The following is a 20,896-nucleotide window of genomic DNA, read 5'->3' as shown; positions in this document are numbered from 1 at the left end:
AATCGTCTGTGCGACCATGGTCTCCGTAACGTCACGGGGATAAAAAGGCTGTCGGCAACGGCAACGATTCGAGTCAGGGAACGTAGCGTTCGATGGTAGGCATCTCGATGCCGAGCGCTCCCTCGACGAACTCGATGAGTGCGCCATCCTCCGGTTGGAGTCCCCCGGCGAGGACGACGGCGACGAGTCCGAGGAGGCCGGTGCAGACCAGAAAGACGGGCAGTGTCACGAGCGTCAACGTCAGCCAGTGGGACGCGCCGAGGGCGACCGGGAAGAGGACGAGCGGGAGGGCGACGTACGTCCGGTTCGTGGACGAGGCGAACGGCGTGATGTCGCATTTCGACCAGAGTACGAGATTGAGTGCGAGGTTTCGGACGACGTACGCTCCGGACGAGGCGACGGCGGCACCGACGATGCCGTACGTCGGAATGAGGAGGAGGTTGGCGACGAAGTTGAGCGCGAGCGTCAGAATATCGACCCCCAGAATCGCTTTCGTGTGGCCGAGCGCGGCGAGCGTCGTCCGGTTTCGTCCCGCCGCCGCGCTGGTGAAAAACCCGATCGAGAGGATTGCGAGCGCGATACCGCCGCCCGTGTACCCCGACCCGAAGAAGATCGAGAGGGTGTCGTCCGGGAAGACGGTGAACACTAGAAACGCGGGGAAGGTGAGGACGTAAATCCACTTCGTCGTGATGCGGTAGATGCTCGTCACCTCGTCGCGCTCGCCGTCGGCGTCGAGTCTGGACGTGAGCGGCAGGTAGAGATACCCGAACGAGGAGATGACCATGAGGAGGCTGTTCGCCAGCGGGTAGGCGGCGTTGTATATCCCGACTTCGTTCGAGGTGCGAAACTGGGCGAGCATGATGGTGTCCATCCGCGTGAGCAGGATCGAGAGCACCATCGTCACGATGAGCGGGGCCGAATACGCCAGCAGTTCGCGGGTGTGCGTTCGCACGGGGCCGACGAGGCGGACGAGGCGGTTCGAGAGGAAGTAGACCACGACCACCGTGCAGAGCGTGGCGACGAGGTAGGCGTAGCCGATGGACGCGAGGTCCAACCCACCCGCGACGAGCGCGACGAGCAGGAGGATGCGGAGACAAGGGTAGAGAAAGTCCTTCGTGTACAGTTTGTAGCGCGTGTTTTCCATGCCGCGGAGCGCGCTCACGCCGACGGTTAGCCCCGTCGTGATCGGAATCGTGCAGATGAACAGGCGGAGCAGGTCGGTCGCGGCGCTCGTCTCGAACAGCGCGGCCGTGATACGGCCGATGTTCAGGTACAGGACGAGCGAGACGAGGATGCTAACGGAGAGCGAGAAGCCCAGTCCGAACAGCCACACACCGCGCACGTCCCGGTCGTCGTCGTAGCGGGAGACGAATCGCGGAATCCCGTCGTTCAATCCGACGAGCGAGACCGTTGCCCCGATGGTCATGATGGCGAGTGCGATGGTCATCTCGCCGTAGAGTTGCGGCGAGAACCAATGGGCAACGATGATGCGCTCGATCAGTCGACCGACGGACGCGACGATGACGCCGACGACGATGAGGACCGAACTCGACAGCAGTTTCGAGAGGTGGTTCTCACTCGTCGCCATTCCGGAAGTTCCGTGGATAAGCGTGGTGCTCGTGGCCTCGTTGCGTTCTCGGATTCACGGTGGGACAATCAAACCGGCCGAGTGGCTTTGTTATGGACGCCGTACGGCGGAGTAATCGCTCTCATCCGCCTCACCCGCTCCCACACCGACAGAGCCATGTGAACAACAATCATGATATTTTCAGTAGGTCATCGGTTTCGTTGTGACCTTCAGATTGGTTGATATGTGTAGAACGACACCGAAAGAATATTAATCGACCTCTTTGCATTGAAGACCGCATGGCACGCGATTGCAGTACGACAAAAAACGATAGCGGAGCGGACGGCAGTTCGTTCGACCGCCGTTCGTATCTGAAACTGACCGGCACGGCCGCGGTTGCGGCCGCCGGTGCTGGCGCTGCGACCGGTCTCGGCGCGGCGAAGGAGTACGAGACGATCACGATTCCCGCGAACACGGCGAAGCAGTTCACCGTCGGGAGCGGCGAGACGTTCGAAAACAAACTCATCGACATCAGCGCGTCGGGCGCTGACGTTCGCATCATCGCGAGCGGATCCGACTGGACGATCCGCAACGTCGGTTTCAGCGGCGCGTCCGACGTGAGCGGTCCCCACCCGCCGGGAAAGAACCTCGGTGGCTACCCGAACCTCATCACGGCGTCGGGAACCGGGACCATCGAGCACGTCTACATGGGTGACGGCGTCTCCGGTGACATGATTCGCAAGGGCGCGATCGGAATTCCGGCGTCCTTCGCGGGTCACATCGACCTCACCGGCGTCACGATGAACGGTTGGACGGGCAACGCGATTTACGCGGGCGGCGCGGCCAAATCCAGCGGCGGCGGCGGGACACTGGCGTTCGACGGCTGTCTCCTGAAGAACAACAACATCAGCCACCTCCGCGTGGCGACGGACGGCACGACGGTGAAGAACACCGTCATCTACAACACGAACGACGTTCCGCTCCACCCGATCAACGGCGGCGTCGTGAACTCCCGCGGCGTCTACGACGGCTACGGGACGACGAGCGACGTCGTCACGTTCGAGAACTGCGACATCGACTGCACCGACGCGGACACCAACGGCGGGGCCTCCGCGCTCGTCGCGGCGCACACGACGTTCAAGGTCACAGACTCGCAGATCAAAGGCGGTCTCATCGGCAACGTCGAGACGACGAATGTCGGCAGCAACCCGTCGCACGAAGCGCCGAAGGCCGCACCCACGACCGCGAAGCAGGCCGCAACCGGTTCGACGTCGTCCGGCGGAAGTTCGAAGACCGGCGGCAAGTCAAAGAAGAAGGCCAAGAAAGCGAAAAAGAGTAAGAAGGCAAAGAAGTCGAAAAAGAAGAGCAAGAAGAGCAAGAAGGCCAAGAAAGCGAAAAAGAGCAAGAAGGCGAAAAAACCGACCGATCCGGCGATGAAGAAGGGGACGAAGAACGCGGCCGCCTCCGGTTCGCGTGACTTCTGTTTCACCTACAACGGCAAACGCTACTGCGTCGATTTCGGTCAGCTTCGGACGTTGCTGGGTGGATACTGAAAACGAAGTCGAACACGTATTTTTCCGGTAGGGATTCCGTACCACGGTTACACGACGGTCCTGTCGAAGCCGTAGCGGTCGCCGTCTCGATTTTGTGGTTTCAATTGATTGCGTGAACGGCGTCGCCCGATTGGTTCCGACGACGCATAACAAAGTGTAATACCCTTGTGGTATCGGGAAATGAGCAGTGGTAATCGACCGTCCCAGCGTGTCGTCGGGAGTACGGGGACGACGGCGGAACACGGCGACGCGCGTCGTCGGGGCGATGCGCGAGCGGCGGAGTTGACCATCGGTATGTACTATCGGAAGGCGGGAACGCGGGACGCGGGCGGTGTCGTGATGTACGTGCAGGAACTCCTCGACGCGCTGTCGGAACACCAGTCGGCCTACCTCTACACGGAATCCGGAGAACTGACGCCGAAGATGCGCACGACGGACGCGGAAATCGTCCAACTGTCCGACCCCGCGTTCGACGCCGCAACTCGCGTGTTTCCCGGCATCTCGGAGAAACTCGTTCCCCTGCTCGGCGCGATGCGCGACGGGACGATTGCGCGGATGAACGAAACCCTCGACGTGCTCGTGACACACCACTACTTGGAGGACATCGTCCTCTCGAACCTCCTCGACATCCCCGTAATTCGCGTGTACCACGGCTTCGAGCGGACGGGACTCGGGACGACGGCCCACGGGATGCTGTCGGACAGCCACTCTGTCGTCAACTCGGTGCAGACGAACGCGGAGTTCGTCGAGCAACACGGCCACGAACCCGACGGTATCGTCTACCCGGGCGTCGATACCGACCTGTTTCACCCCGACGCGCCGCCCGCCTTCGAGCGCGAGGAACCGACGGTGCTGTTCGTCGGTCGGTTCGTGGAATCGAAAGGCGTCTTCGACCTCATCGATGCGGTCGCGGCGGCCCGCGACGCCGGAACCGACGTTCACCTCTCTATCGTCGGTCGCGGGGACGAAGACGCAGTGGAGCGGCGAATCGAGGAGCACGAACTGGCGTCGTCAGTGTCCGTCCTCGGAGCGGTTCCACACGACGAACTCCCGGGCTACTACACCGCCGCGGACGTGGCCTGTCTGCCGTCCCACTACGAGAGTTTCGGCATGGTCAACATGGAGGCGCTGGCCTGTGGCACCCCCGTCGTCACCACGTCGGTCGACGGCGTCACGGAGTACGCCATCGACCGCGAGACCGCGTTGCTCGTCCCGCCGGAAAACCCCGAGGAGTTGGCGACGGCGATAGCGACGGCGGTCTCGTCGCCGGAGCTACGGGCGCGACTCTCGGAGCAAGGACGGGCCGTCGCGGAACGCTACTCGTGGAACCAGTCGGCGAAGCGTCTCGTGGACGTGTGTGCCGAAATCCTCGGACGAACCGACAGAAATACCCTCGAACGAACCGACCGCGAAGTTCTCAACGCGGATTGACCGGGAAATTTTCGAACGAACCGACCGCGATGTTCTCGATGCGGACCGATTATTCGGACCCCAACTCCACCGGAACCGCCCGCGTCGTCGTCGCCTTGAACGAGGCGACGACCGGTCGACCGGGTTCCAGGCCCAATCGCTCGACGCTGTTCATCGTGACGAGCGCGAGAAGCGGCGTTTCGCCCCCGACATTGACGGTGATACGGGCGATTCGTTCTCCCTCCTCGACAGCCGCAACCGTTCCGGAAAACTGGTTTCTGGCGCTCGTGTCGTCCCCCTGCGGCGCGGCGTCGGGACTGTAGAGGGTGATCACGTCGGAGCGGATGGGCACCTCCACGGCGTCGGCGTCGGCCGGGACGAGCGCGCGAACGACGCCGACGTCCGTCTCGACGAGACCGAACTCGCCGTCGAGTTCGGCGACGGTGCCGACGAGAACCGTCTCGTCCACGTCGGCGAGCCCGGACGATTCCGCCGTGAGTCGGCGGAATCGCTGGATGAGTCGCCGCGCCTCGTCGGTCAACGTGCTCCCCCCGCCGCTCGTCCCGCCGCGTTCGCGGCGGACGAGCGGTCCGAAGCCGTCCTCCAGCGTCACGACTCGGCGCTGTGCGTGGGCGTACGACCGTCCGAGGGCGGTCGCCGCCGCGTTGAGCGAGCCGTGTTCGTCTATCGCCCGAAGCAATTGCACGTCCCGTGCGTCGAACGTGACATCGCCGGAGACGAGTTGTGCGTCGAACGTCGCCCGTGGCGTCGCGTCGTCCATCGTCAGTACCTGTCGTACCGCTCGGTACATCAGTTCTCCGGGCTACCGACGGATCACGATGCCCGTTCGAACTGCTCTTCGGCCTCGCGGAGTCGTTCCAGCCGCGTTTTGAGCGACGGGTGGGTTTCGAGCCACGGCGTGTCCGCGTCCGCCGAATCCGTTCCGTCCACGTCCGTCGCCATCGAGAGCGGGACGATGGCGCGTTCCGGCGGGATTTCGTAGGCGTCCCGCATGTCCGCCGGCGGGCGCGTCGCCGTCGCGTCGTACAGTTTCCGGAGCGCCGAGGCGAGTTCGCCCGCGTTCCCGGTGATTCGCACCGCGCCGCGGTCGGCGGCGAGTTCCCGATAGCGCGAGAGGAGCGCGAGCAGGACTCGTCCGACGAAACTGAAGACGGCCGAGAGGGCATACGAGAAGGCGAAGAACAGGCCGACGAGCGGATGGGCACCTCGCTCGGCGTCCAACGCCCAATGTCTGTCCGCGTACTTTCGAACCCGTAAGGCGAGACGGAGGGGAAGCGACGCGAGGGTGACGACGAGGAAATCCCGGTGGCGAACGTGGGCGAACTCGTGTGCGAGCACGGCTTCGAGTTCGTCGGCCGAGAGCGTCTCCACGAGCGCCGTCGTCACGACGATGGTCGCGCTCTCGGGCGAATACCCGGTCGTGAACGCCGTCGGAACGTTCGAGGTCCGACACTCGATGTCCGGTCGAGGGACCGACAGATGGCTGGCGATTTTCGTCGCGCGCGCCTCGACTTCCGGGGGGACTTCGACGACGACGGGTTCGTCGTCTCCGTCCTTCGGGAACCCCGTCAAATCACTCCCCGCGTAGCGTTCGATGACGTAGAAGCCGAGTACGCTCGATCCGCCAGCCAACCCCGCCATGATGAGGACGGCGGTCATCGTCGTTCCAGTAAAGAGCGCGACGAGACGTGCTCCCGCCGTAACGATAAGCCAGAGCGTCGCCGGAATCGCAATCGCGAAGAGGACGACGAGACACAACGTGGCGACCATCCGAACCTGCAACCCTCGATCCGGTTTCCACTCCATACGATGGCGTATGTTCTCAGCGATGATGAAATTTTTCGACGATGACGAAAATTCGAGTCGTAACCGGGGTCGTCCGCGAAATTCGCTCAGTCGGAGCGCCGGTGGACGGTCATCGGGATTTCCTTCTTCGGGCGGGCCGTAATCGTCGCCATCAGGTCCAGTTCGGCCTCGGGCGTGAGTTCGATGTGGAACTGCTGGTAGATGGTGGCGAGCAGGAGACGCGCCTCCAACATGGCGAAGCGGTCGCCGATACAGCGCCGTGGTCCGGCCGCGAACGGGAAGTACGCGAGTTTCGGGAGCGACTTCTCGAACTCCTTGGTCCAGCGCTCGGGTCGGAACGCGAGCGGGTCGTCGTACCAGCGCGGGTCGCGGTGGACGACCCACTGGTTCATCTGCACCGTCGCACCCGCCGGAATCTCGTAGCCGCCGATGATGTCCGGTTTGGTCGCCTCGCGGACGATGCCCGGCACGGGCGGGTAGAGTCGCATAGATTCCTTGACGACTTTTTCGGTGTACGTCAAGTCGTCCAGGTCGGCCATCGTCGGCGTCTCGCCGTCGAGCACCTCGTCAAGTTCGGCGACGAGTTTCTCCTCCACCTCGGGATACTGCGCGAGGGCGTACATTGTGAGCGTCAGCGAGAGCGCCGTCGTCTCGTGCCCGGCGAGCAGGAGCGTGACGACTTCGTCCCGTATCTGCTCGTCGCTCATGTGGTTGCCGTGCTCGTCCGTCGCGTCGAGGAGCGTCGAGATGACGCCCTCGCCGGTCGGGTCCTCGCGCCGCTCCCGGATCAGTTGGTAGACGACGTCGTCGAGTTGCTTCCGCGCGTCCTTGATCTGCATCCTCGACGGCGTCGGAATCCCCGGCGGGAGGATGAAGTTGGCCAGGCTTTCGGTACCGAGCATGAACTCCTCCAGCGCCGACCCGACGGTGTGGACCTCGTCGTCGATATCGACGCCGAACAGCGCCCGTGCGACGATTTTGAGCGTCACCTCCATCATGTCCTCGTGGACGAGTCGCGTCTCGCCGTCCTCCCACGTGTCGAGTTCCTCCTCGGTGAACTCCGTCATCATGGTGGAGTATCGCTGGATTTCCTGGGGGTGGAAGGCGGGTTGGATGAGGTGGCGGTTGCGCCGCCAGACCGCGCCTTCGCTGTTCAGGATACCCTTCCCCAGCACCGGCCCGAGGATGTTCTGGAACCCCTCGCCCTTGATGTAGTTCTGATTGTTCTGGACGAGCACCTGCTCGATGTAGTCGGGGTGGTTGAGCTGATACATCGGTCCCGACAGTTCTTCCCAGTGAACGATGTCCCCGTACTCGCGGGCGTTTTCCGTCATGAAGCCGAACGGGTCGCGGATGAAATCCCATCGCGTTCCGACGATAGGGAGGCCATCCGGTCCCGGTGGCGTGTCCCCCGTGGGGGGTGTGTCGCTACTCATGGTTGCTACCTAGTACTGCCCCCGGCGGTCTATCTCTATATCCGAGCATCCTAGGTGTGTTTAAATACTCTCGTGCGGTATCGTTCCCCATGCGGTACGCGACGATAGTCATGACGTGGGAGGACGACACGGCCGTTCATCCCATCGACGACCTGCTCTCCGAGACCGACGACGTGACGGTCGAGACGATTCGGTACGTCGGACCGGTGTACGAGGGGCGATACGTGGAACTCGTGGAACTCCGCGGTGACCTCGACGTCGCACGGGAACTGTTGGCCGGTTCGCCCGAAACCATCGAATACGACATCGTCGGTGAGGACGGCTACGGCGTCCTCTACTTGCAGTGTCGAACCGGCGGTCTGGTCGATGACCTGCTCACCATCCTGCGCGAACACGAAATCGTCCTCGACTGGCCGATTGGGTACATCGACACGGGGAGCGAACACGGCCTGCAACTCACCGTGATCGGAACCAGCGATGCGATTCGACAGGCCGCGGGTGACGTTCCCAACGGTATCTCCCTGAAACTCGAACGGATGGGCGAGTACGAACCCGACATGGGAAAGCTCTCGTCGATACTCACCGAGCGGCAGGAGACGCTCTTCGACCTCGCCGTCCGCGAGGGCTACTACGAGGTTCCCCGGGAGACGACCCACCGGGAACTCGCCGAGGAACTCGGCCTCTCGACGGGGACCGTCAGCGAGCGACTCCAGCGAATCGAGTCGAGGTTGGTCGGCGCGTACGTCAACTGATCGGCGAAAATTCCGTTTCGGGACGGTTACGACGCGCCGGTAGGGCTGAGATTAATTACCTCCCCAGCGTCAGTTCTAGCAGGCACGGATTGCCGGAGAACGGGGGGAACCATGACGCCGCCACAGCCGTCCGCTTCCGGGGATAGCAACACGAATACCGACGAGGAGACGTCCCCGTGGCGGTCGTCCACGGTCCAGATCGTCCTCGCGGCGACGCTCCTCGCGCCGCTCGGCGTCCCGCTCATCAGTCCGACGCTACCCGTATTTCGGGACGCGTTCGGCATCACCGACGCACAGGCGAGCCTGCTCATCAGCACCTACTTCCTGACCGGAATCGTCCTGTCGCCGTTCATCGGCATGCTCGCCGACCGAATCGGCAGGCGGGCCGTCCTCATCTGGGGGCTGATCGCGTTCAGCATCTCGGGCGGTGCGATCGCCGTCGCGCCGAGTTACGAGGCCATCCTGTTGTTGCGAACCATCGGCGGGACCGCCGCCGCCGGTATCTTCATCACCACCGTCACGCTCATCGGGGATTCGTTCGAGGGCACCCAACGGAACTCCGTACTCGGGATGAACAACGCGGTGCTGTCCGCGGGGGCCGCGCTCTTCCCCATCGTCGGCGGCGCGCTCGCCACCGTCGCGTGGAACGTGCCGTACCTCGCCTACCTGCTCGGCCTGCCGCTCGCGCTGTACGCAGTTCGGCATCTGGAGGAACCCGCCCACGAACGCGACTCGAAGGGGCTCGCCTATCTGCGCCGCGCCGCCAGCGTCCTCAGCGGACCCGACGCGCTCGTCTGCTACGGCGCGGCGTGCATGACCGAACTGCTGTTGTTCGGCACGGTGCTCACGATTCTGCCGTTCCTGCTGGCCGGGGACTTCGGCATGTCGGCGTTGGCCATCGGACTCCTGCTCTCGGTCGCGGAACTCTCGTCGGTCATCGTCTCCGCGAAGAACGGCTGGTTCGCGCGGTACACGTCGAACTACGGCCTCATCGCCGCCGGGTTCGCCTGCTATTCCGTCGGCCTGTTCGGCGCGTGGTTGGCACCCTCGCCGGTTTTCATCGGCGTGACGATGCTCGTCCTCGGTGCGGGTCTCGGCCTCTCCATGCCCGCCGTGGACGCCGCCATCAGCGACCTCGTCTCCGCGGGACTGCGCGGCGGGGCGCTGAGCCTGCGCAACAGCACGACGTTTCTCGGGCGCGCCGCTGGGCCGATCCTGTTCGCCGGGCTCGCCGAGATTACGGGCTACTATCCGCTCTTCGTCGGCAGCGCCGTCGTCGCGCTCGTCATCGCGCTCTCGATAGCCTCGATGAGCGTCTACCGAACCCGCCGTCGGCCCGTCGCCGAGGCGTAGGTTCGTCGAGGCGCGCGGTACCACGGCGACCCGGCGGCAACAATCCTCTTTTGGCTCCGTCCCGACCACCATTCATGGCGACCGTTATCGGAATTCGGTGTGCCGAAGGTACCGTTCTCGCCGGCGACCGCCGAGTCACGAGCGACGACGCCGTCACTTCGGACGGGGTACGGCGAGTGTTCGAGTACGACGACGCCGGTGCCGCCGTCGTCGGTGACGTCGGGGCTATCGAGGAGTTCGACCGCCGATTCGGAATCGAACTCGACCGTAGTCGGGAGGAGAGCGACGACGTCCACATCGACCGAATCGCGCAGGTTGCGAGCGAGTTGACGGGTGAACTCGGTCTCGACGGGTTGGTCGTAGGGCTGGATTCGAACGGCGACGTCGGCCTCCGCGAAGTCGGGAGCGACGGCCTCGTGCTCGCGTCCGACGTGACCGCGCTCGGCAGCGGCGCGTCCGTCGCCTTCGGCCCCCTCGAACAGGTCGACACGGACCGCGGGTTGGACGACGTGGAAGCCCTCGCCCGCGAGACGCTCTCCATCGTCGCCCAACGCGACCCCGACACCGGCACCGACATCGACGTGGTGCGGTTCGAGAACGGCGACGATTGAGTTCGGGCGGTCATCGTTCAATTTCGAATCGCCCCCGAAAGGTCAGCTTTTACGTGCCGGTCCGCCAACCGACGACATAGAGACCATCACCGTCGCCCATCCCACAATGATTCTCGTCATCGACAACTACGACTCGTTCGCCTACAACCTCGTCCAGTATCTCGGCGAGTTCGCCGACGAGGTCGTCGTCCGGCGGAACGACGCCATCGACGTGGCCGGTATCCGCGCCCTCGACCCCGACGGAATCGTCGTCTCGCCGGGTCCCGGAACCCCGGACGACGCGGGGGTTTCGATGGCCGTCTTTTCCGAAACCACCTATCCCGCGCTCGGCGTCTGTCTGGGCCATCAGGCGCTCTGTGCGGCCCACGGCGCACAGGTCGGCCACGCGCCGGACGTCGTCCACGGGAAGCCATCGACGGTGACACACGACGGAGACGGAATCTTCGACGGGTTGCCCACGGAGTTCGACGTCGGACGATACCACTCGTTGGCGGTCGAACACGGCGACATTCCGGACGTGCTCGTCGAGACGGCGCGGACGACGGACGAGCGCGGCATCGTGATGGGGGTTCGGCACGCGACCCTCCCGCACGTCGGCGTGCAGTTCCATCCCGAGAGCATCCTCACCGACGAGGGGAAACGCCTCGTGCGGAACTTCTGTGAACTGTGCGAAGACGAACGGGAGCGTGAATCGGGAGGACCATGTACTACCACGTGAACGGCGACCTCGTTCCGGCCGACGAGGCGACCGTGAGCGTCCGCGACCGCGGCTTCATGTACGGTGATGCGGCCTTCGAAACCCTGCGCGCTTATGGCGGAACCGTGTTCGAATGGGAGGCACACGCCGAGCGTCTGGAAGCGACCTGCGATGTGCTCGCGCTTGACCACGGGATTTCCGACGAGGACTTTCTGGAACGTATCCGCGACACGCTCGACGCGAACGACCTCCGTGACGCCTACGTCAAACTCTCCGTCTCCCGAGGCCCTCAACCCGGCAAACTCTCGCCCGGCCCGACGGAAAATCCGACGGTCGTCGTGATGGTCTCGGAACTCCCCCGCGGCGGAAGCGAGGGGACCCCGGTTTGGGACGCCCCGGCGACCGCCGAAGTCGTGGAGACGCAGCGTGTGCCCGACGCGGCGCTCCCCGCCCACGCGAAGACGCACAACTACCTGAACGGGATTCTCGCCCGTCTGGAACTCGATGCGGACACGGACGAAGCCGTCATGCTCGATTCGACGGGCGCGGTGACGGAAGGCGCGACGAGCAACCTGTTCTTCGTCCGCGACGGGGTTCTCTACACGCCGTCGCTCTCGAGTCCCGTGCTCCCCGGAATCACGCGAGACGTCGTCCGCTCGCTCGCCGACGACGCCGGAATCCCGAGCGAGACGGGGCGCTACGACCCCGCGGCGGTTCGACGGGCCGACGAGGCGTTCCTGACGAACACGACGTGGGAACTCCGCTCGCTCGCTTCCCTCGACGGTGTCGAAATCGGCGGCGGACCCGTGACCGACGAACTCGCCGCCGCGTTCGACGCGCTGGTCGAAGCGCGCCACTACGATCCGGACGCGTAGAGCGCCCGTTTGAAAAGGCTCAAACTCCCTCGGTCGCAAATCCCGGTCGATGGACGAGCACAGCCGAATCGCCGCTGTCGAGGAGCTCCCGGACGACACCACCTTCCTGTTCACGATTCGGGAGGGCTTCGACGAGGAGGAAGCCATCCTGGTCGCCGACGACGACGGCGACGTCCGAGCGTGGCGAAACTACTGTCAGCACTGGACCGACGTGCGCCTCGACAAGGGCGACGGCGCGAGCATGCGCGACGGCGAACTCGTCTGCGGCAAACACGGCGCGCTGTTCGAAGCCGACACCGGGGTCTGCACCTACGGCCCCTGCGAAGACGCCGTGCTGGACGAAGTCGAGATCACCGTCGAGGACGGGGATGTCTACCTGACCGACGACGATTACGAGTTCGTCGAACAGGGCTCCTCGATCACGCACGACCTCTCCTCGAACCGCTCGCTCGGCTTCGAGTGACGGATTCGGCTGGGGTTTTTCGTTTGGAGAGCTACCGTCCGCTACGAACAGATGTGAGCACAGCTCTGACGAGCTGTTCGCTCGCTCCTGCGTCACTCACGAAGACCTCGCGCGACGTGCGGTTGACGAGTATCGGCCACCCCGTCCAGCTGGGTGGCGCGCGGGCCAGCAGGTCCAAGGACAGTTCGTCCGAGGACCTGACTGGCTATCGCGCGAGGGATGAGCGGAACGACCGTAGGGAGTGAAGCGAATCGGCTGGGGAGGCTCGTGGTGCGGTGCGGAGGCGGTCGGGTGGGGATGAAAGGGGCCGCCCGTTCGCGTACAGCGTGGTCGTCTCGCCGACCCCTCTCGCTGAAGACGAGCGGAGCGAGTCGAAGTGAGATGTCGGTCGAGCGTCACGCGAACGTAGTGAGGGTGGCCACGGAAGTCGCAGCCCGCGAACGAATGTGAGCCGGAACGTCTTCCGGAGGACCGCGAACGGACGGGGGCTTTCGAGGTGATCTTCTCAGTTACTGTAATCACAACCCCATCATACACCTTTTTTCGTAGCGAACGACGAACTTCGAGGTCTTTCTCGTAGTCGCTGTATTCGCAAAACCGGAATCAAACGCATCTATTCCTCAGTGGCGCTGGCCCGAAAGTTCCGCACGCGCGGCGTCCAGAACGTCCGCAGGGGAAATCGCAACATCGTCCCAGGCCGGAAGGACCCCACTTCCACCGGAACGTTCCGGCGGCCGGATGGCGTCGGCGTAGGTTTCGACCTGTTCGCGCTCGGCCACCGGGTCGTACTCCAGTCCGTTGAACGCGGCGTCGGCGGCGTACTGCCGGACGAACTCGCGGCCGGTTTCGCGGTAGCGGGCGGGGAGCGTGTCGTACTCGGGGGCGACGCCGTGGTTCTCACAGACCCGGAAGAGGGCGTTTCCGACGCCCTCGCTCATGGTGGAGAGGCCGCCCGGGCCGGCCACGCCGCGATGGGCGTGTTCGTAGCGACCCAAGTCCACCTGTGCGCTTCCCTCGAATCCGGCGTGCTCGAAGGCGCTCCCGAGGGTGCCGACCTCCAGTCCCCAGTCGCGCTCGACGCGCATTCCGGTGGCGAGGTCGGCGGTCATGCCGAACTCCCCGGCCAGCGCGTAGCGGAACGCGCCGAGGTAGTCGAGAATCTCTCCGTCGTTCGCTCCCAATAGCGTACGAACGAGCGGCGCGTAGAACAGTCGGAACAACCGACCGTAGAGGCGGTTCTCCTCGACGCGAGCGTAGTAGCCCTTCGTGAACGAGAATCCGGTATCGAGCGGGGCGAGCAGACGGGGGACGATGGACGGGTCGTACGTTTCGGTGTCCGCGTCGTGGCAGACGACGAACGCGGAATCGGCCGCCGCGACGCCGAGCGCCAACCAGACGTCCCGGCCTTTTCCGGCGGAGCCTGCAAGCCCGTGCTCGTCCAACAACGTCTCGACCCGTGGATTGGAACACCAGAGCAGCGTGAGCGACAGGTCGAACGACGAGAGCCAGTCGTGAATTCGGCCGACGGAATCAGCGGGGGCGCGAAGCGGAACGACGACGCGATTCGGGGCGACCGTTTCGAGCGCCGCGAAGACGCGTTCGGCCGTCCGGGACCCGTACTCCCGGTCGGTCAGTGGGACGACGACCGACGTCCGGTCGGTCGGCGCGTCGGGAACCCGCCCGCTCAGGTCGTGGAGCGTCGTCACCCGCTCCTGCACGTACTCCATTGGAGATGGCTTCGGTCAGGAGGATGAAAAAGGGCGTGGAGTCGGCAGAACCGTCTCGGTTACCGGGGTCTTCGAAGTTCGAATTAGCTGGTCGCGGCCGCCGTCGGCAGTCGGTCGGCGCGGTGGAGCGCGACGAGGACGAACAGGATGGCGATCAAGCCGATGGAAAACGTCCGGAACACGGTATCGAACAGGAATCCGGCGTCCAACAGCGCGCCGACTATCGAACTGCCTGCCGCCTGTCCGATCATGGCGAGGCCGCTGTACACCGCGTACGCGCTGGCCCTGTTCTCGTCCGGCAAGGAGTCGAGCAGGTAGGTGTCGAGCGCCGGAAACAGGCTGTGGATGACGTAGCCGAGGACGAGCGAGACCCCGATGATGGCGGCGAGTCCCTGTGCCGCCGTCAACGCGAGCAGACAGACGATGAACCCGCCGAGGATGGACAGCATGAGCGGGACGTGTGGGACCCGGTCCGCCAGTCGCCCGGTGAGGAAGAACGCCGGAACGCCCGCAGCGAAGACGACCGTCAGGAGCGTCCGTCCGGTCGTCAGTGAAAGCCCCTTCGTCTGGTGGATGTAGCTCGGAAACCAGTTGAACAGCCCGTTCCAGACGAATCCCGTCGCGCCGATGATGGCGACGCCGCTGAGGATGATGGGCCACTGGCGGAGGAACGCCGTCAACAGATCTCTATCGGTGGCCCCCGCGTCGGGGAGTTCGGTTCTCCCGACGACCACGAAGTACACGACGGTGACGGCGGCGGCGACGATCATGAACAGTTTCAGCACGTCGCGCCACCCGACCATCGTCAACAGCAGGCCGACGAGGATCGGTGCGATGGCGGCGGCGAGTTGGCTGGCCATCCCGTGGATGCCGATGGCTCGCCCCACCCGGTCGGGGTACAGTTCGCTCACGAGAGGGTTCGCGGCGATGAAGTAGATCGCGCTCGCCATCCCCATGGCGAACGCGCCGATGGCCAGCGTGGTGATCGATGACGCGTACGCGGTGAGTCCAGTGGAAACGGTCAGGACGATACCCGCACCGAGCACGACGCGATGACGTGCGACGCGGGTGAGGAGATAGCCCGTCGGAATGCGCGGGAGAGCACTTCCGAGCCAGACGAGCGTGGCGATGAGTCCGATGGTCGTGTCGCTAACCACGAAGTGGGCCTTGAGCGGTTCGAGCAACGGCGCGAACACGACGCGGGCGAAATTGACCAGGAAGACCATCGAGCTAAGCGACGCGAACAGACGACCCCGAGACACGGGCGTGGATTTCGAGAGGGGGTAGTCAAACCTTCCGAAACGGGCAAGAGAATACGTTTGACCGCGGTGTTCGTTCCCACTCGACACACCTGAACGTCGTCGTTCGTCACCGAGCCGAGCGTGTAAACTGAAAACCAGTTCCGTCGATGCCTATATGTCAACAGCTGATGTATGACGGTTCAATGCAATCGGTTCGAAGTGGTCTACGGAAGGGCGAGGTCGAGAAAGACACGTACGGGAGACTCTCGTGCTCGGACTGCCGAGAATCCTTGAAAACAAGAAACGATCCATCCGAGGTCTACTCGGTTCGATTGTGTCCTGATTGTGGTAGCAAGTGGAAAGTATTGTAAATATATTATTCTCTCCGAAGCGCTCGTCACGTGCGGTGCTCGCGTGGCGATACGTCGTCCGACGTGTCGTCCCCGAGACTGTCGAATTCGCTGGTTCCTGTAGGTTTATCGGCCAGTCACTCGCACCAGTCGTATGGCTCGCGCACTGCTCGTCGGCGGCACACGGTTCATGGGACGACACACGGTCGAGGAACTGCTCGATCACGAGTACGAGGTGACGACGTTCACACGCGGCGAATCCGGCAACCCGTTCGCTGACCGAGCGGACGTCTCACACATCCGTGGGGATCGAAACGACCGCGAGGCGCTCGAAGTCGCACGGGACGACGTCGACCCCGACATCGTCATCGATTTTTGCGTGATGCATCCCCGGCAAATCGAGACGGCAACCGACCTGTTCGCCGACGTGGACGCGTACGTCTACGTCTCCAGCGGAAGCGCGTACGCGGAGTATCCGATACCCATCCGGGAGGACGCTACGCTGCACGACTGCACCGACGAACAGGCCGACGACGAGTCGATGGAGAGCTACGGCCCGCGAAAGGCCGAGTGTGACCGCGTCTGTTTCGCCGCCGCCGAGGCGGACGTGAACGCGATGGTCGTCCGACCCATGCTCATCTACGGTCCGTACGACTACACGGAGCGATTCGACTACTGGCTCCATCGCGTCTCGACGTTCGACCGCGTTCTCGTACCGGGCGACGGCGGGAGCCTGCTTCACCGGGCCTACGCCATCGACGGTGCTCGCGCCCTGCGAATCGTCGCCGAGCGCGGAACGCCCGGTGAAGCGTACAACCTCGCCGACCGCGAGACGATGTCGCTCGATGGCTCGCTGGAACTCGCGGCCGACGCCATGGACACGGCGGTCGAACTCGTCCACGCCAGCGAGCGGGAATTGGAAACACACGGCCTCTCGTCCGCCGACTTCCCGCTGTACACGCCGACGCCGTTTCTGGCATCGACCGAAAAACTCGGGTCCCTCGGATGGGAGTCCACGCCGCTTTCCGAAACCATCGCTCGAACCGTCGAGGAACACCTCGAATCCGGACGGATCGGCGAGGATGTCGGACCGGATCGCGAGAAAGAGGAAGCCGTGCTCGACGCGCTCGTCGAGTGAATCCCGTTATCGAACGCGGAACTCGAATCCGTTCGCGTCCCCCGTTTCGCCGCCAAGCACGCTCGCTACGCCTGCGCCGAACGAGTAGGCGATGTCCCGCGCGCCGAGGTTCAACCGACGTCGGAGCGGCGGCGTCGGTTCGAACTCCTGCACCGACACCTCGCTCACGTCGAGTTGCTCGGCCAGTCGTGCTTCGACGTCCTCCCGCGTCCCGATCTCGTCCACGAGACCCAGTTCGCGCGCTTCCTCGCCGAGGTATACGCGGGCTTCAGTCTCCCGAACCGTCTCGGGATCGAGGTCGCGTCCGGCGACCACGCGCTCCACGAAGTCGTCGTACAGGCCGTCGATGATTCCCTGCAAGTAGTTGCGTTCGTCCCCGTCCAACTCCTTCAGGGGGACACCAGCGTCCTTGTACTTGCCCGCCGCCAGTCGTTCGTACGAGAGGCCGACCTTGTCGGCCAGTTCGGACGCGTTTACCCGCGACCCGATGACGCCGATGCTGCCGACGATGCTGGCGTCGCGGGCGAACAGTTCGTCGCACCCGCTCGCGATCCAATAGCCGCCGCTGGCACACGTATCCGTCGCGTACGCTATCGTGGGGCCGTCGAACCGCTCGGCCGCGAGGCGAATATCCTCGCTGGGAACGACCTCACCGCCGGGCGTGTTCAACCGCAACAACAGTCCGTTCGCGTTCGTGTCGTCGTTGGCCCGGTCGATCTGTTCCACGATGTCGTCGGCTGGCGTTCCACCTCTGGAGGGGAACCCGCCACCGCCGCCGTCCCGGCGTATCGGCCCTTCCACGGCGACTTCCGCCACGTCGTACGACGGAAACCGTTGGGCCGCGAACCGGGCGGCTACTCGCGCTCCCATGACTCCCGCGAGCAGTACGAACAGGATTCCCACTACCTCCGCGAGCGTATTCGCATAATCGAGAAACAGCCACCACGCGACGACAACTGTCAGCACTGTTCCGCCAAAAACGATCGCGAGCCGTTGCCCACGACCACCCCCGTTCGACGAGCGTCCGCTTGCCATATCGATAGATGGGTGGGCGACGGCGTTAAAAGTTCGCTAGCAAAGGGTCAGCAGATTATAGCAGACCGGTCTTCTGGAGCTTCATGAGGTCCTCGGTGTCGAGGGTCTCCCCTTCCTTGAACTGCTGGTAGATTTCCTCGGCCTCGGCCTTGGCCTCTTCGCGCTCCTTGGCCTTCTCGGATTTGCGCTCCTTTTCCTCTTTCTTGTCGAGTTCGCGCAGGCGCTTCTGGACGCGGACGAAGTCCTCGTGGTGCTGGTCGGCGGCTTCCTGGGCTTCCACGAAGTTCTCGTGCATCGCGTCGGCGTCGTCACGGATGTCGTCGGCTTCGCGGTAGGCCTCGATCATCTTGTTGTGATGCTGCTGGGCCTGGTCCGCGAGTTCCGTCACTTTCTCGTGGTGCGTGCTCGCTTCGGCACGAACCTCCTCTGCCTCTTCGACGAGTTCTTCGAGGTCGTCGCTCTGATCGAGCTTTTCCTTGCGGCTCGTGTACTCGTCGCGCTTGGCCTCGATTTTCTCGATGAGTTCGCGCTCGTCCTCGGTGGAGAGGACTTCCGTCTGCTGTTTGAACTCAAGCTCTTCGATTTCCTTCTTGAGTTGCTCCAAATCCTTTCCCTCGTCGAGTTCGAGGTCGGATTTGCGGTCCTCAACGCGGTCGAACAGTTTGTTCGCCTCGGCGTTGAGTTCGTTGCGCTTCTTTTTGTGTTCCTGAACTTGCTCGTTCAGTTCGTCACGCTTTTCTCGGTGTTCTTGGGCCTCATCCACCTTTTCCCGTGTGCTCGCGTTCAAGTCATCACGCTTGGACGCGCGTTTGCTCGCCTGCTGATTCAGCTCGTTTCGTCGGTCTCGGAGCTGTCCTGCGAGTTTAATGAGTTCACCTTTCGACTTGTTCTGAAGATCCTCTTCTGTTACGCTTACCATTCTTAGTTAAACCTCGGTTCCTTCCACTCCGGCAAATGATAGCATCGCTACTCTTCTACGAGTTCCAACCATCCGATGACAATATTCCCATATCATTGGTTGACGCGCGGTGCTACCGTGACGCCGGAAGCGTTCAGGTATTACGAAGTATTCGGCATAGCTATTTAAAAGTTGTGCCCTCAAATTATGTGGAAACGCCTAGCACACGCTCCGTACCCCGTGGAAACGGTTGACACACACCTCCAATGGAGTTTATAAAGAATGGTTGGCACATGCAAGCGGTAGAGGCGGACGAATTGAAGCAACATCGTTCCTATTTGGGGAAAATGCCCGAGAGAGGCACGCTACGTCGGATTTTCACTTTCACTCCGGATACGGGTCGATTTAACGTGGGTGGCGGACGGAAATCGAGGTATGATAGAAGCGCTCCGATGTACGTGTGAAGCGACGGATTGCGACCGCGAACTGGCCGAGCGACATCTGATGTTGTCGATGCAGACCAGCGCGGGTACGCGCCGCGCATACGAGTGTGATTGTGGCGCAGTTACGGTGACGGTCACACGCTGACCGGGAACGCGAACCCCAACCGCGACACCCAAACACGAACCGGAAATGACGACGCTGAAGTGGCCCCCGTGGAAAGCCGACGCATGAAGGAAACGATCCACGCACGCGGCCACGAGAACGTATCCGCTCGCCACGCGAGCACGTTCGAAATCACGACCGATGACTTTCTCACGCCCGCGGGTGACTGCATCCTCGCCATCGAGGCCGACCGCGCACCCGCCGACTTCGACCCCGACTTCGTGGAGGCCTGCCGGGACGAGGACGCCACGATAACCGTGACCGTCGAGGCGGGCGACCACTCCGAGACCGTCACCGGCCACGGCCATCCCGACCTCGAATTCGACAGCGACCGAAGCATGGTCGGCCGCACCAGCGACTACGTGGACGAGCGAACGTTCGTCCTCGGCTGTGAGTTCGCCGCCGAGGGGTTCAACCGGGACCTCGTGACCGCGCTGGAGAACGGATTGGAAACCGTCGTCACCGTCGAAGTGGAGTAGTCCGAAACCGACCGAACGCGACGGTCCACCGCCCGATGGTTTTTATCCGATAGCGACCCGAGAGTGGTGTATGAGCGACGACCCGGAACCCGCCGAGAACATCAGCGGCGGGGCGGACGGCGGCGGTATGGCCGCCGAGTTCACACCCGCGGACGCCGAGACCCGCGCCGAGGAGGTCGTGGACCGACTCGGCGAACTGTACTGGCAGAAATCGTATGGCGGGCAGGACGCCTTCACCTGCCTCGTCCGCACCATCCTCAGCCAGAACACCAGCGACGTGGCCAGCCAACCGGCCCACGACGACCTCGTGGTCGAGTACGGCGGCGACGACCTCGCCGAAAACCTCGCCAAGGCCGAGCACGGCGAACTCGCGGACACGATTCACTCCGCCGGACTGTACAACCAGAAGGCGGACGTGATCATCGAATCGGCCGAGAACGTCCTCGCGGAGTACGGGAGCGCGGCGGCGTTCGACGAGTTCGTCAGGGAGGAGGAACCGAGCGAGGTTCGAAACGCCCTACTGGAGATGAACGGCGTCGGGCCGAAGACGGCCGACTGCGTGCTTCTCTTTTCCGGCGGGCAATCGGGCGTGTTCCCCGTGGACACGCACGTCCACCGGATCTATCGCAGGATGGGCATCGCGCCGCCGGACGCCGACCACGAGGAAGTTCGAGAGGTGCTGGAGGACGAGGTTCCGGCCGAGAAATGCGGGTTCGGACACACGGCGAGCATTCAGTTCGGGCGTGAGTACTGCTCCGCCCGGAAGCCCTCGTGTCTGGACGGCGAGGAGGAATGCCCGATGGCGGATCTGTGCGAGCAGGTCGGGGTGGACGTGGAAAACGGTACGGTCGTCGACCCGGCGGAATCGGGACGGTGAA

At 63.7% G+C, this 20,896-nt stretch carries 21 protein-coding genes; 13 read left to right on the top strand and 8 right to left on the bottom strand.

Annotation, left to right across the window (positions count from 1 at the left end; all coding sequences use genetic code 11):
* Positions 1-73 precede the first annotated feature (73 nt).
* A complete protein-coding gene (locus tag NKF25_RS19385) occupies positions 74-1,588 on the bottom strand; it encodes a flippase (RefSeq protein ID WP_253228281.1) in 1,515 nt (504 codons plus the stop codon).
* A gap of 278 nt (positions 1,589-1,866) precedes the next feature.
* Between NKF25_RS19385 and NKF25_RS19380 the strand changes: the two genes are divergently transcribed.
* Both NKF25_RS19380 and NKF25_RS19375 read left to right on the top strand, forming a co-directional pair.
* Complete coding sequence (locus NKF25_RS19380) at positions 1,867-3,120, top strand: hypothetical protein (protein ID WP_253228280.1); 1,254 nt, start codon at positions 1,867-1,869, stop codon at positions 3,118-3,120.
* A gap of 180 nt (positions 3,121-3,300) precedes the next feature.
* The gene (locus NKF25_RS19375; protein WP_253228279.1) at positions 3,301-4,551 is read left to right on the top strand and encodes a glycosyltransferase family 4 protein; all 1,251 of its coding nucleotides are present in this window, start codon (positions 3,301-3,303) and stop codon (positions 4,549-4,551) included.
* Positions 4,552-4,600: 49 nt separating this feature from the next.
* Here the strand turns inward: NKF25_RS19375 and NKF25_RS19370 are convergent, their stop codons facing one another.
* The 3 genes from NKF25_RS19370 to NKF25_RS19360 form a co-directional block, all read right to left on the bottom strand.
* Positions 4,601-5,311, bottom strand: coding sequence for a TOBE domain-containing protein (locus NKF25_RS19370; RefSeq protein WP_253228302.1), 711 nt, complete (start codon positions 5,309-5,311; stop codon positions 4,601-4,603).
* Positions 5,312-5,364: 53 nt separating this feature from the next.
* Positions 5,365-6,357: a M48 family metalloprotease gene (locus NKF25_RS19365; protein WP_253228278.1), complete on the bottom strand. Its 993-nt coding sequence runs from the start codon at positions 6,355-6,357 to the stop codon at positions 5,365-5,367.
* 86 nt (positions 6,358-6,443) lie between these two features.
* Positions 6,444-7,793, bottom strand: coding sequence for a cytochrome P450 (locus tag NKF25_RS19360; RefSeq protein ID WP_253228277.1), 1,350 nt, complete (start codon positions 7,791-7,793; stop codon positions 6,444-6,446).
* 89 nt (positions 7,794-7,882) lie between these two features.
* Here NKF25_RS19360 and NKF25_RS19355 point away from each other — a divergent pair, with 89 nt between their 5' ends.
* The 6 genes from NKF25_RS19355 to NKF25_RS19330 all read left to right on the top strand — a co-directional run bounded on the left by NKF25_RS19355 (position 7,883) and on the right by NKF25_RS19330 (position 12,544).
* Positions 7,883-8,545 carry a helix-turn-helix domain-containing protein gene (locus tag NKF25_RS19355; protein WP_253228276.1) on the top strand — a complete coding sequence of 221 codons (663 nt, stop codon included), beginning with the start codon at positions 7,883-7,885 and terminating at the stop codon, positions 8,543-8,545.
* Between the two features lie 111 nt (positions 8,546-8,656).
* Positions 8,657-9,898 carry an MFS transporter gene (locus NKF25_RS19350; protein ID WP_253228275.1) on the top strand — a complete coding sequence of 414 codons (1,242 nt, stop codon included), beginning with the start codon at positions 8,657-8,659 and terminating at the stop codon, positions 9,896-9,898.
* A gap of 74 nt (positions 9,899-9,972) precedes the next feature.
* On the top strand, positions 9,973-10,509 hold the full coding sequence (locus NKF25_RS19345; RefSeq protein ID WP_253228274.1) for a 20S proteasome subunit A/B: 537 nt from the start codon (positions 9,973-9,975) through the stop codon (positions 10,507-10,509).
* 106 nt (positions 10,510-10,615) lie between these two features.
* A complete protein-coding gene (locus tag NKF25_RS19340; protein ID WP_253228273.1) occupies positions 10,616-11,227 on the top strand; it encodes an aminodeoxychorismate/anthranilate synthase component II in 612 nt (203 codons plus the stop codon).
* Positions 11,212-12,081, top strand: coding sequence for an aminotransferase class IV (locus NKF25_RS19335; protein ID WP_253228272.1), 870 nt, complete (start codon positions 11,212-11,214; stop codon positions 12,079-12,081). The genes NKF25_RS19340 and NKF25_RS19335 overlap by 16 nt, the downstream gene beginning before the upstream one ends.
* 49 nt (positions 12,082-12,130) lie before the next feature.
* Entirely contained in the window at positions 12,131-12,544 is a 414-nt protein-coding gene (locus NKF25_RS19330) for a Rieske (2Fe-2S) protein (protein WP_253228271.1), read from the top strand.
* Positions 12,545-13,164: 620 nt separating this feature from the next.
* Here the strand turns inward: NKF25_RS19330 and NKF25_RS19325 are convergent.
* Both NKF25_RS19325 and NKF25_RS19320 read right to left on the bottom strand, forming a co-directional pair.
* A complete protein-coding gene (locus NKF25_RS19325) occupies positions 13,165-14,271 on the bottom strand; it encodes a glycosyl transferase family 2 (RefSeq protein WP_253228270.1) in 1,107 nt (368 codons plus the stop codon).
* An 83-nt stretch (positions 14,272-14,354) separates the two neighbouring features.
* The gene (locus NKF25_RS19320) at positions 14,355-15,497 is read right to left on the bottom strand and encodes an MFS transporter (RefSeq protein ID WP_253228301.1); all 1,143 of its coding nucleotides are present in this window, start codon (positions 15,495-15,497) and stop codon (positions 14,355-14,357) included.
* 182 nt (positions 15,498-15,679) lie between these two features.
* Here NKF25_RS19320 and NKF25_RS24385 point away from each other — a divergent pair, with 182 nt between their 5' ends.
* Both NKF25_RS24385 and NKF25_RS19315 read left to right on the top strand, forming a co-directional pair.
* A complete protein-coding gene (locus NKF25_RS24385; RefSeq protein WP_342766339.1) occupies positions 15,680-15,883 on the top strand; it encodes an HVO_0758 family zinc finger protein in 204 nt (67 codons plus the stop codon).
* A gap of 133 nt (positions 15,884-16,016) precedes the next feature.
* Entirely contained in the window at positions 16,017-17,000 is a 984-nt protein-coding gene (locus NKF25_RS19315; protein WP_253228269.1) for an NAD-dependent epimerase/dehydratase family protein, read from the top strand.
* Between the two features lie 6 nt (positions 17,001-17,006).
* Here NKF25_RS19315 and sppA read toward each other — a convergent pair whose 3' ends face one another.
* Positions 17,007-18,035, bottom strand: a complete 1,029-nt coding sequence (gene sppA, locus NKF25_RS19310; RefSeq protein ID WP_253228268.1) for a signal peptide peptidase SppA — start codon at positions 18,033-18,035, stop codon at positions 17,007-17,009.
* Between the two features lie 55 nt (positions 18,036-18,090).
* Entirely contained in the window at positions 18,091-18,954 is an 864-nt protein-coding gene (locus tag NKF25_RS19305; RefSeq protein ID WP_066143488.1) for a phosphoserine phosphatase, read from the bottom strand.
* 414 nt (positions 18,955-19,368) lie between these two features.
* Between NKF25_RS19305 and NKF25_RS19300 the strand changes: the two genes are divergently transcribed.
* The 3 genes from NKF25_RS19300 to nth all read left to right on the top strand — a co-directional run bounded on the left by NKF25_RS19300 (position 19,369) and on the right by nth (position 20,895).
* Complete coding sequence (locus NKF25_RS19300; RefSeq protein ID WP_253228267.1) at positions 19,369-19,521, top strand: hypothetical protein; 153 nt, start codon at positions 19,369-19,371, stop codon at positions 19,519-19,521.
* Positions 19,522-19,604: 83 nt separating this feature from the next.
* Positions 19,605-20,018: a DUF371 domain-containing protein gene (locus NKF25_RS19295; protein ID WP_253228266.1), complete on the top strand. Its 414-nt coding sequence runs from the start codon at positions 19,605-19,607 to the stop codon at positions 20,016-20,018.
* A 70-nt stretch (positions 20,019-20,088) separates the two neighbouring features.
* On the top strand, positions 20,089-20,895 hold the full coding sequence (gene nth, locus NKF25_RS19290; RefSeq protein WP_253228265.1) for an endonuclease III: 807 nt from the start codon (positions 20,089-20,091) through the stop codon (positions 20,893-20,895).
* Position 20,896: the final 1 nt, after the last annotated feature.

This window comes from Haladaptatus sp. AB643, assembly GCF_024136975.1.
In the GTDB taxonomy this organism is placed as follows: Archaea; Halobacteriota; Halobacteria; order Halobacteriales; family Haladaptataceae; genus Haladaptatus.
Note: the sequence above shows the minus strand (reverse complement) of the source record. Positions and strands in the feature narration are given on the sequence as shown.

Excerpts from the sequence above, each read along its gene's own strand:
- NKF25_RS19340 (WP_253228273.1), top strand. The coding sequence starts at position 10,616 with ATGATTCTCGTCATCGACAACTACGACTCGTTCGCCTACAACCTCGTC.
- sppA (WP_253228268.1), bottom strand. The coding sequence starts at position 18,035 with ATGGCAAGCGGACGCTCGTCGAACGGGGGTGGTCGTGGGCAACGGCTC.
- NKF25_RS19315 (WP_253228269.1), top strand. The coding sequence starts at position 16,017 with ATGGCTCGCGCACTGCTCGTCGGCGGCACACGGTTCATGGGACGACAC.
- NKF25_RS19345 (WP_253228274.1), top strand. The coding sequence starts at position 9,973 with ATGGCGACCGTTATCGGAATTCGGTGTGCCGAAGGTACCGTTCTCGCC.
- NKF25_RS19300 (WP_253228267.1), top strand. The coding sequence starts at position 19,369 with ATGATAGAAGCGCTCCGATGTACGTGTGAAGCGACGGATTGCGACCGC.
- NKF25_RS19330 (WP_253228271.1), top strand. The coding sequence starts at position 12,131 with ATGGACGAGCACAGCCGAATCGCCGCTGTCGAGGAGCTCCCGGACGAC.
- nth (WP_253228265.1), top strand. The coding sequence starts at position 20,089 with ATGAGCGACGACCCGGAACCCGCCGAGAACATCAGCGGCGGGGCGGAC.
- NKF25_RS19295 (WP_253228266.1), top strand. The coding sequence starts at position 19,605 with ATGAAGGAAACGATCCACGCACGCGGCCACGAGAACGTATCCGCTCGC.
- NKF25_RS19305 (WP_066143488.1), bottom strand. The coding sequence starts at position 18,954 with ATGGTAAGCGTAACAGAAGAGGATCTTCAGAACAAGTCGAAAGGTGAA.
- NKF25_RS19325 (WP_253228270.1), bottom strand. The coding sequence starts at position 14,271 with ATGGAGTACGTGCAGGAGCGGGTGACGACGCTCCACGACCTGAGCGGG.
- NKF25_RS24385 (WP_342766339.1), top strand. The coding sequence starts at position 15,680 with ATGCCTATATGTCAACAGCTGATGTATGACGGTTCAATGCAATCGGTT.
- NKF25_RS19350 (WP_253228275.1), top strand. The coding sequence starts at position 8,657 with ATGACGCCGCCACAGCCGTCCGCTTCCGGGGATAGCAACACGAATACC.
- NKF25_RS19360 (WP_253228277.1), bottom strand. The coding sequence starts at position 7,793 with ATGAGTAGCGACACACCCCCCACGGGGGACACGCCACCGGGACCGGAT.
- NKF25_RS19370 (WP_253228302.1), bottom strand. The coding sequence starts at position 5,311 with ATGGACGACGCGACGCCACGGGCGACGTTCGACGCACAACTCGTCTCC.
- NKF25_RS19320 (WP_253228301.1), bottom strand. The coding sequence starts at position 15,497 with ATGGTCTTCCTGGTCAATTTCGCCCGCGTCGTGTTCGCGCCGTTGCTC.
- NKF25_RS19365 (WP_253228278.1), bottom strand. The coding sequence starts at position 6,357 with ATGGAGTGGAAACCGGATCGAGGGTTGCAGGTTCGGATGGTCGCCACG.
- NKF25_RS19385 (WP_253228281.1), bottom strand. The coding sequence starts at position 1,588 with ATGGCGACGAGTGAGAACCACCTCTCGAAACTGCTGTCGAGTTCGGTC.
- NKF25_RS19335 (WP_253228272.1), top strand. The coding sequence starts at position 11,212 with ATGTACTACCACGTGAACGGCGACCTCGTTCCGGCCGACGAGGCGACC.
- NKF25_RS19380 (WP_253228280.1), top strand. The coding sequence starts at position 1,867 with ATGGCACGCGATTGCAGTACGACAAAAAACGATAGCGGAGCGGACGGC.
- NKF25_RS19355 (WP_253228276.1), top strand. The coding sequence starts at position 7,883 with ATGCGGTACGCGACGATAGTCATGACGTGGGAGGACGACACGGCCGTT.
- NKF25_RS19375 (WP_253228279.1), top strand. The coding sequence starts at position 3,301 with ATGAGCAGTGGTAATCGACCGTCCCAGCGTGTCGTCGGGAGTACGGGG.